9 protein-coding genes are annotated in these 7,787 nt (G+C 40.3%); 7 read left to right on the forward strand and 2 right to left on the reverse strand.

All coding sequences use genetic code 11. The features are described from left to right. Positions 1-51 precede the first annotated feature (51 nt). The 3 genes from flgA to flgN all read left to right on the forward strand — a co-directional run bounded on the left by flgA (position 52) and on the right by flgN (position 1,579). Complete coding sequence (gene flgA, locus QL986_RS09115; protein ID WP_016899218.1) at positions 52-759, forward strand: flagellar basal body P-ring formation chaperone FlgA; 708 nt, start codon at positions 52-54, stop codon at positions 757-759. A 75-nt stretch (positions 760-834) separates the two neighbouring features. Next, entirely contained in the window at positions 835-1,155 is a 321-nt protein-coding gene (gene flgM / locus QL986_RS09120; protein WP_013465598.1) for a flagellar biosynthesis anti-sigma factor FlgM, read from the forward strand. Further along, complete coding sequence (gene flgN, locus QL986_RS09125; protein WP_013465599.1) at positions 1,148-1,579, forward strand: flagellar export chaperone FlgN; 432 nt, start codon at positions 1,148-1,150, stop codon at positions 1,577-1,579. Before flgM ends, flgN begins: the two co-directional genes overlap by 8 nt. 68 nt (positions 1,580-1,647) lie before the next feature. Here flgN and QL986_RS09130 read toward each other — a convergent pair whose 3' ends face one another. Next, positions 1,648-2,106 (reverse strand): LPP20 family lipoprotein, encoded by a 459-nt coding sequence (locus QL986_RS09130; protein WP_010387855.1) that lies wholly within the window; start codon positions 2,104-2,106, stop codon positions 1,648-1,650. A gap of 139 nt (positions 2,107-2,245) precedes the next feature. Between QL986_RS09130 and QL986_RS09135 the strand changes: the two genes are divergently transcribed. Beyond that, positions 2,246-3,433: a flagellar assembly protein T N-terminal domain-containing protein gene (locus QL986_RS09135; protein ID WP_013465600.1), complete on the forward strand. Its 1,188-nt coding sequence runs from the start codon at positions 2,246-2,248 to the stop codon at positions 3,431-3,433. A 14-nt stretch (positions 3,434-3,447) separates the two neighbouring features. Here QL986_RS09135 and QL986_RS09140 read toward each other — a convergent pair whose 3' ends face one another. Next, positions 3,448-4,347 carry a LysR substrate-binding domain-containing protein gene (locus tag QL986_RS09140; RefSeq protein WP_024602007.1) on the reverse strand — a complete coding sequence of 300 codons (900 nt, stop codon included), beginning with the start codon at positions 4,345-4,347 and terminating at the stop codon, positions 3,448-3,450. Between the two features lie 114 nt (positions 4,348-4,461). Here QL986_RS09140 and QL986_RS09145 point away from each other — a divergent pair, with 114 nt between their 5' ends. From QL986_RS09145 to QL986_RS09155, 3 genes are all read left to right on the forward strand, one after another. Then, positions 4,462-5,190 carry a glutathione peroxidase gene (locus tag QL986_RS09145; RefSeq protein ID WP_008466566.1) on the forward strand — a complete coding sequence of 243 codons (729 nt, stop codon included), beginning with the start codon at positions 4,462-4,464 and terminating at the stop codon, positions 5,188-5,190. Positions 5,191-5,244: 54 nt separating this feature from the next. Beyond that, on the forward strand, positions 5,245-6,693 hold the full coding sequence (locus QL986_RS09150; protein ID WP_013465602.1) for a dihydrolipoyl dehydrogenase: 1,449 nt from the start codon (positions 5,245-5,247) through the stop codon (positions 6,691-6,693). 133 nt (positions 6,694-6,826) lie between these two features. Further along, positions 6,827-7,759, forward strand: a complete 933-nt coding sequence (locus tag QL986_RS09155) for an exopolyphosphatase (RefSeq protein ID WP_013465603.1) — start codon at positions 6,827-6,829, stop codon at positions 7,757-7,759. Positions 7,760-7,787: the final 28 nt, after the last annotated feature.

Below are 7,787 nucleotides of genomic sequence, written 5' to 3' on the forward strand. Positions count from 1 at the left end.
GACGCAAAATATTTATACCCTGTTTGCAACCATAAGCATAGTCGAAACATTATGAGTTTGTTAAAAAAAACCAGAAGATACAGTGTTTTTTATTTTCTTGCTAGCCTCTGCTTCGCTTTGCCACTAAAGGCACAAGTATTTAGTAAAGAGTTATTGCAAGAAATGGCTGTATCTTATGTTGCTCAAAAAGCAGTGACTACAAATGATAACAAAATACAGTTTAGCGCATTACCGCTAGATAGCCGCATTCCCGATCGCCAATGTAATTCTGAGCCTGAGCTAATAACGCCAAGTGAGCCTCCCTTTAATCGCCAAGTCACTATTCAAATAAAATGTAACGATAGTGACAACTGGGCACAGTACGTTCATGTCAGAATCACTGAATCAGCACCTGTTGTAGTTGCAACTACCAATTTAGCACGAGGTGAAGTGATTACTCCATCCCATTTAAGTATTGATATGCGCCCTGCACACTTTATCAGAGCGCAGTACCTTGAAGATCCAACGGCTCTTATTGGTAGTCGTAGCAAACGCAATATCCGTGAAGGAATGCCCGTTTTACTTAATCAAATATGTATGGTGTGCAAAGGTGATTCTGTTACAATTTATGCTAATATCAAAGGGTTAAGAGTGAAAACGACGGGTATTGCATTAGAGGATGGCACCTTGGGCGAGCAAGTAAGAGTAGAAAACAAAAAGACAGGTAAAGTTTTAAATGCGCGTGTAGATGGTGTAGAGTCTGTGCAAGTAAATATTTAATATAAATTTATGCTAAAGTATCTTTAATAAATGCCGATATAAAGGCATCAGTTGGGCAATATACGGATTTTTATTATGGTCGGTCAAGTAAATAAATCAAATCAACAACCGAGTGTTTTAACAAACACTCAACAGCAAAAAGTTGATTTAAAAAGAGATAATGCAAATACACAGGCGGCACAAACGCCTTCACCTAAAGCTGCCAGCGATTCGGTGAGCTTAACACCGCAAGCTAAGCAATTAAAATCGTTACAAGAGAAAGCGCAGCAGTCTTCTGGTTTTGATAGCAACAAAGTTGCTGAGCTTAAAAAAGCGATTACTGAAGGTAATTATCAAATCGACAGTGAGAAGCTTGCCAAAAATCTAGCAGACTTTGAGTTTAACGTTTATGGCTGATCACAATAGTTTAATTACAATTAAACTAAATGAGCAAATTACTTGCTTAACAAAACTGAGCGAGTTACTCACTCAGGAGCTTACTGCGATTGCATCTCGAAGAGGTGAAGGTTTAAAAGAAATTGCCCAACAAAAAATGTCTTTTTTAACCAGTATAAGCACCCTTGATAAAGAACTCAGCAAACTGATTGCCAGTAATGATCAGCAAACAGATGAAAACGCTGACTTAATTAAGCTAACTCGAGAAAAGCTTGAGCAGTGTCAAAAACAAAATGAAGTTAACGCTCATGCAGCGCATCAAGCGCAGTTAAGTGTAAAGCAATTAAAGGGGATTTTAATTGGCGCACCTTCGTCTATGACCTACGATCAAGCCGGTAGCGTAGTTAATACTGACAACAGCATTGTGCGTAACCTAAAAGCCTAAAGAATACTCATAAAAAACGCCTAAACGATTATTCGTTTAGGCGTTTTTTATGAGTAATAACTTGTCGCTTAGTAATAAGTAACTTTTTTCACTTCCCGTGGTTTTATCTCACCGATGTACAAGTCGTGTACGCGCTTCATATTAAGCTCAAGCTCAGTAATATACATATCATTAACGGCATAAGTTTTTATAATTTGCGCGCCTTTTATAATACCTTGCACTTTACTCTGTAAATAATCATCTTGGGCAACAGAGCCTGCGACGGTTGTGCCTGCGGTAATTTTTTGCCCGTACACTTGTTCCGTTAGTTCGCGGTATGCCTCTAGCTTGGAGGCTTTAATTGCCATAAGCTGTTTTTGAGTGTCATTACTTCCCGACTGCAAACTAATGGGCGCGTACCCTATTGCTTTTAATACAGGGTAATTATTTGGCTCAACATATTTATATTCAACGTGCTTATCAAATATATTGCTACAACCGCTTAACGTTAAGCAGCCTAATGTGATCATTAATGGCATTACTCGCATCATACAGGGCCTTTAAAAACTAATTAAACTCAGTTATGCACGTTTAATGCCAGTGATACCTATATTCTGTAACAACAAATAATAGTGGTACATTACTTGCTGAGACTCATTAACGCTAACGTTTAATTGGAGTAAGAGTATGAAGTCGTTTTTAAAAGCAGTATTGGCAGGATTAAGCACCACTGCTGTATTAACGTTTTCACCTTTTACCCACGCTCAGTGGTATGAGTCTACAGGCCATGCGGTTATTCAAAATAGCGACATTCCCGGTGCAAAGGCCGCTGCAATAAAAGATGCGATTACCCAAGCCCTTGTATTCTCTGGTGCGCGGGTGAGCTCGGTGCAAACACTTGTTGATGGTGTTTTAACCCAAGATCAGCTAAAAATAAGTAGCCAAGGCGAAATTCAAAAAATAGAGCTTGTCAGTGAAAACCGCAGTAGTGATGAGTTTGCAATTACCTTACGCTTAGATATCTTTGCGCAAACAGAGCAATGTCCACAAAGTAACTTTAATAAGTTTATAGCTGTCACGCAAAGCCAATTAACAAATCGTGAACAAGCGAGAATGGGTCAAATATTTGACATTAACAAAGCAGTCAGTAAAAACATTTATACCTCGTTGCAAAAATCAAAAATGAGTGCAATACCCGTTGCCTATTTCAACAAAGCTATAAAGGTTGATACCTACTTTAATCAACAGCATGACTATTCAAACAGTCAGTTAGAGGAAATTTCATCACGCAGCAACGCGCAATATGTGCTGTTAAGTCAAATAACCAGTTTATCTACCAGCGATAAACTCAATAGCGACTATGCGTTTTGGCAAGATGAAAGCTATCAGCGCCACTACCAAATAGAGTTTAGCTTATTTAATGGCACCACTTATGAGCCTTTATGGCAAAATAGCTATCAAAGCCAAGCAATTTGGCCATTTGAAAAAACAGCCATTATTGATGTAAATAGTAATCGGTTTTGGCAATCACCTTTTGGCCAAAGCATTAGTGATATAAACCAAACCTTAAGTTACGACCTACAAGCTGCCATGGCCTGTCTACCTACTCAAGGTAAAATAATGCATATGGAAAACAATAAATTAGTGATTAATTTAGGTAAGGCTCATGGCTTAGAAAAAGGCCAACAACTGAGTATTGCCCATCATAATTATTTAACCGACGCACAAGGCAACACTATGCCGCATACCATCACTACACTTAACCGTATACGAATTGAACAGCTTTATCAGCACAGCGCTATTGCCGTTAGTATTAATGATCAGCCTTTGCCGGGCGTACAAATTAATGACATTGTAGAAATTGCCGAGCAATAGCCGCATGTAAAATGCTAAAGCGCCTCGCTTAGTTTAGCCCTTAAATTAGAGTGGGCGCTTAACCACTGAGCCAATTGCTCAACCCCAGATAAGTGCGGGTAATGCTTTCTACATGCAAATACAATATTACGTTGTTGATTAGGAAAAATAGGCAAATAATGAATACCCACTCGTGGTATTGCTGCAAGTTTTGGCACAAATGTAATTCCATCATCCATCGCCACCAGCGCTAATAAAGTCTCAAGGCTATTTCCTTGATACTGGCTGGAAACATCGACCCCTGCCGAAAAACAAAACTGCTGGGCTTGATCTTTAAAGCAATGGCCATCACTTAACATTAGTAGGTTGCAACCTTGCAGGTCTTGCAGTGCCACTTTTTTATGCTTACACAATGCGTTATCGCTTGATACGGCAACTAAAAAGTCTTCTTTATATAAATCAATGGTATGGTAACTTTTAAGTTCAGGTACATCCGCTAAAATTGCAAAGTCGACTTCACCACTTTCTAGCGCAGCTAAAATAGTGGTTGTTTGCATTTCAGTAAACGAAAACTGGCTATTTATAAACGCTGCTTTCATTGATGTTAGTAGCGTGGGTAATAAATAAGGCGCAATCGTTGGAATAATACCAATGGTAAGCTTGCCCTGCAGTGGTTCATTAGATGTTGCTGCCAGCTCTTTTAATATTTGTGTTTGCTCTAAAACGACAGCTATTTGTGTCAATAAACGTTCACCTTTGGCAGTTAAGGTAACGTGCTTGGTAGAGCGATCAAAAATAATAACACCCAATTCTTGCTCAAGCTTTTTAATTTGCCCGCTTAAAGTAGGCTGGCTTACAAAACAGGCATCGGCCGCTTTACGAAAATGCTTATAGTGGGCAACCGCTTTGACATACTCTAAATCTTTTAAGTTCATATTCACACTCAACCTGATAGTTTACATCTATCAGTTTAATACAAACAAACGATTGGAACTATATTTAAATACTCGCCATAATGGCTATCAACAAATCAAGAGGAACTAAAAAACATGTTAAACAATATTGAAGGTCAAACAATCCCAAACGTAACATTCGCAACGCGTCAAAACGACGAATGGAAATCAGTGACTACAGACGACATTTTTAAAGGTAAAACGGTTGTTGTATTTTCACTACCAGGTGCATTTACACCTACGTGTTCATCAACGCACTTACCACGCTATAACGAACTAGCTGGCGTACTTAAGCAAAATGGCGTTGATGACATTGTTTGTGTATCAGTAAACGATACGTTTGTAATGAACGCATGGGCTGAACATCAAGAGGCGCAAAACATTACCTTACTACCAGATGGTAACGGTGAATTTACCGACGGCATGGGCATGTTAGTTGATAAAAATGATTTAGGTTTTGGCAAGCGCAGCTGGAGATACTCTATGCTGGTTAAAGATGGCGTAGTAGAGAAAATGTTTATTGAGCCAGATTTACCAGGCGACCCATTTGAAGTATCAGACGCTGACACTATGCTTGATTACATCAACCCAACTCAAGTAAAACCAGAAGCAGTTACTCTATTTACTAAGCCTGGCTGTCCTTTCTGTAAAAAAGCAAAAGAGCTACTTACAGCTAAAGGCTTTGCATTTGAAGAAATCGTAATGGGCGCTGGCGCATCACTTACCAGCCTTAAAGCTGTATCGGGCCGTGAAACCGTACCACAAGTATTTATTGGCGGTAAGCACATTGGTGGCTCAGACGACCTAGAAAAATACTTTGCTTAATTAAGTAAATAAAACAGGGGCTGCAACGCCCCTGTTTACTAAAGGAAAAACACTATGAAAGAATTGCAAACCGACGTTGTTGTTATAGGTGCAGGTACCGCTGGTTTAAGTGCCTATCGTAATGCTAAACAATTTACTCAAAACGTACTTATGATTGAATCTGGCCCATACGGTACAACCTGCGCACGTGTTGGTTGCATGCCAAGCAAATTATTGATTGCCGCAGCAGAAGCCGCCCATTCAATAGAAATGGCCCCTGCCTTTGGTGTTCACAGCTCAAAACCGGTTATTGACGGTAAAGCCGTTATGGCACGAGTAAAAAGTGAGCGCGATCGCTTTGCAGGATTCGTAGTAGAAGCGGTAGATGAAATACCTAGCGAAGATAAAATTCGCGGCTATGCACAGTTTTTAGATGCCAACCGCGTACAAATAGACGACCACACCATTATTACTGCCAAGCGCTTTGTAATAGCAACGGGTTCACGCCCTTCTTACCCAGGTGTATTTAATAACTTTGGTGACCGACTGATTATAAATGACGATGTATTCGACTGGGATGATTTACCAGAATCAGTAGCCGTATTTGGCCCAGGCGTTATAGGCCTTGAAATTGGCCAAGCGTTACACAGATTGGGTGTAAAGGTAAAACTATTTGGTGTAGGTGGTGCCATAGGTCCATTAACCGACCCAGTAGTTAAAGATTACGCTAATACCGTATTTGCAGAAGAATTTTATGTTGATACCGACTCAAACGTATCCGACATGAAAAAAGTTGGTAATAAAGCAGAGCTCACCTACACCGACAAACAAGGCATTAAACACACTGAACAATTTGACTACGTGCTGGCTGCAACAGGGCGAGTACCAAACACAGATAAACTAGGGTTAGAAAACACCGGCATAGACCTCGATGAACGTGGCGTACCAACGGCCGATGCCCATACTATGCAATGTGGCGACTCACACATATTTATAGCCGGTGATGCCAGTAACATGATCCCACTGCTTCACGAAGCATCTGATCAAGGAACAATCGCAGGGCAAAACGCAGGCCGTTATCCTCAAGTGCGTGCTGGTTTACGTAGAGCTAAAATTGCCGCTGTGTTTAGCGACCCACAAATAGCCATGGTTGGTGAAAGCTTTAAAGAAATTAGCGAACGATTAGGAAGCTGTGACTGCTTTGAAATAGGCGAAGTCAGCTTTGAAAACCAAGGCCGTAGCCGCGTTATGCTAAAAAACAAAGGGCACATGCGTGTGTATGCCGAGCACGGTACCGGTTTATTTTTAGGTGCTGAATTTATTGGCCCACAAGCAGAGCACATAGCACACTTACTTGCATGGGCTGTACAAAACAAAATGACTGTACCGCAAATGCTAGATATGCCTTTTTATCACCCTGTTATTGAAGAAGGTCTACGCACTGCACTGCGTGATTTAAACGCTAAATTAAAATTTGGCCCAGACATTATTAACCATTGTATGGAATGTGGCCCAGGCGCATAACACATCACTAATACACACTTGCTACTCAAAGCCAAAACCATTGTTTTGGCTTTTTTTATGTTAAAAACTGGTATATAAAATGGAGTTTAAACTGCTACACTCAGATTAATAAACAAACAAAAATGGACCGAAAATGAGCAATAATAAATATAGACTTGTCACTCGAAGCGATTTTGACGGCCTAGTGTGTGCCGTATTACTTAAAGATTTAGACTTAATCGACGATATTTTATTTGTGCATCCAAAAGACATGCAAGACGGTAAAATAGCCATTACCAGCAACGACATTACCACTAACCTCCCCTACGTTGCAGGGTGTCATATTGCATTTGATCATCACTTGAGTGAAACCGTTCGTAACGCGAGCGATATAAAAAACCACATTATTGACCCAGATGCGCCCTCTGCAGCACGCGTTGTTTATGATTATTATGGCGGTGCAGAGAAATTCCCTAATATTTCAACTGACATGATGGAAGCGGTCGATAAAGGGGATTCTGCACAATTTTCAAAAGACGAAATTTTAAACCCAACAGACTGGGTACTGATGAACTTTATTATGGATGCGCGCACAGGACTTGGCCGTTTTCGTGAATTCAAAATTTCTAATTACCAGTTAATGATGAAGTTAATTGACGCCTGTAAAGATCACAGCATAGAACAAATACTAGCTATGGAAGATGTTGCCGAGCGTGTTGCGTTATACCACGAGCACAACGCACAAGCTAAAGAGCAAATAGACCGCTGTTCATCAATACACGACAACTTAGTGGTACTCAATTTAACCGAAGAAGAAACCATATTCGCCACTAATCGCTTTGTTATTTATGCCATGTTCCCCGAGTGTAATATTTCAATTCATAAAATGTGGGGGCTTAAAAAGCAAAATGTGGTGTACGCCATTGGTAAATCAATCACCAACCGCAGCTCAAATACTAATGTTGGCGAGTTATGCCTTAAATACGGCGGCGGCGGCCATTTAAATGCCGGTACTTGCCAAGTAGACACTGACAAAGCCGAAGAAGTATTGAGTGAGCTGATTACTACGATTACCAGTGATGGCTGATTTATAGCCTCGGGGTTCGGGGTTCGGG

It is taken from the genome of Pseudoalteromonas sp. APC 3250, from assembly GCF_030407915.1.
Lineage (GTDB): Bacteria > Pseudomonadota > Gammaproteobacteria > Enterobacterales > Alteromonadaceae > Pseudoalteromonas > Pseudoalteromonas tetraodonis.

What these genes read in the sequence shown, in the direction of transcription:
- flgA (WP_016899218.1), top strand. Translation starts at nt 52, where the DNA reads ATGAGTTTGTTAAAAAAAACCAGAAGATACAGTGTTTTTTATTTTCTT.
- flgM (WP_013465598.1), top strand. Translation starts at nt 835, where the DNA reads ATGGTCGGTCAAGTAAATAAATCAAATCAACAACCGAGTGTTTTAACA.
- flgN (WP_013465599.1), top strand. Translation starts at nt 1,148, where the DNA reads ATGGCTGATCACAATAGTTTAATTACAATTAAACTAAATGAGCAAATT.
- QL986_RS09130 (WP_010387855.1), bottom strand. Translation starts at nt 2,106, where the DNA reads ATGCGAGTAATGCCATTAATGATCACATTAGGCTGCTTAACGTTAAGC.
- QL986_RS09135 (WP_013465600.1), top strand. Translation starts at nt 2,246, where the DNA reads ATGAAGTCGTTTTTAAAAGCAGTATTGGCAGGATTAAGCACCACTGCT.
- QL986_RS09140 (WP_024602007.1), bottom strand. Translation starts at nt 4,347, where the DNA reads ATGAACTTAAAAGATTTAGAGTATGTCAAAGCGGTTGCCCACTATAAG.
- QL986_RS09145 (WP_008466566.1), top strand. Translation starts at nt 4,462, where the DNA reads ATGTTAAACAATATTGAAGGTCAAACAATCCCAAACGTAACATTCGCA.
- QL986_RS09150 (WP_013465602.1), top strand. Translation starts at nt 5,245, where the DNA reads ATGAAAGAATTGCAAACCGACGTTGTTGTTATAGGTGCAGGTACCGCT.
- QL986_RS09155 (WP_013465603.1), top strand. Translation starts at nt 6,827, where the DNA reads ATGAGCAATAATAAATATAGACTTGTCACTCGAAGCGATTTTGACGGC.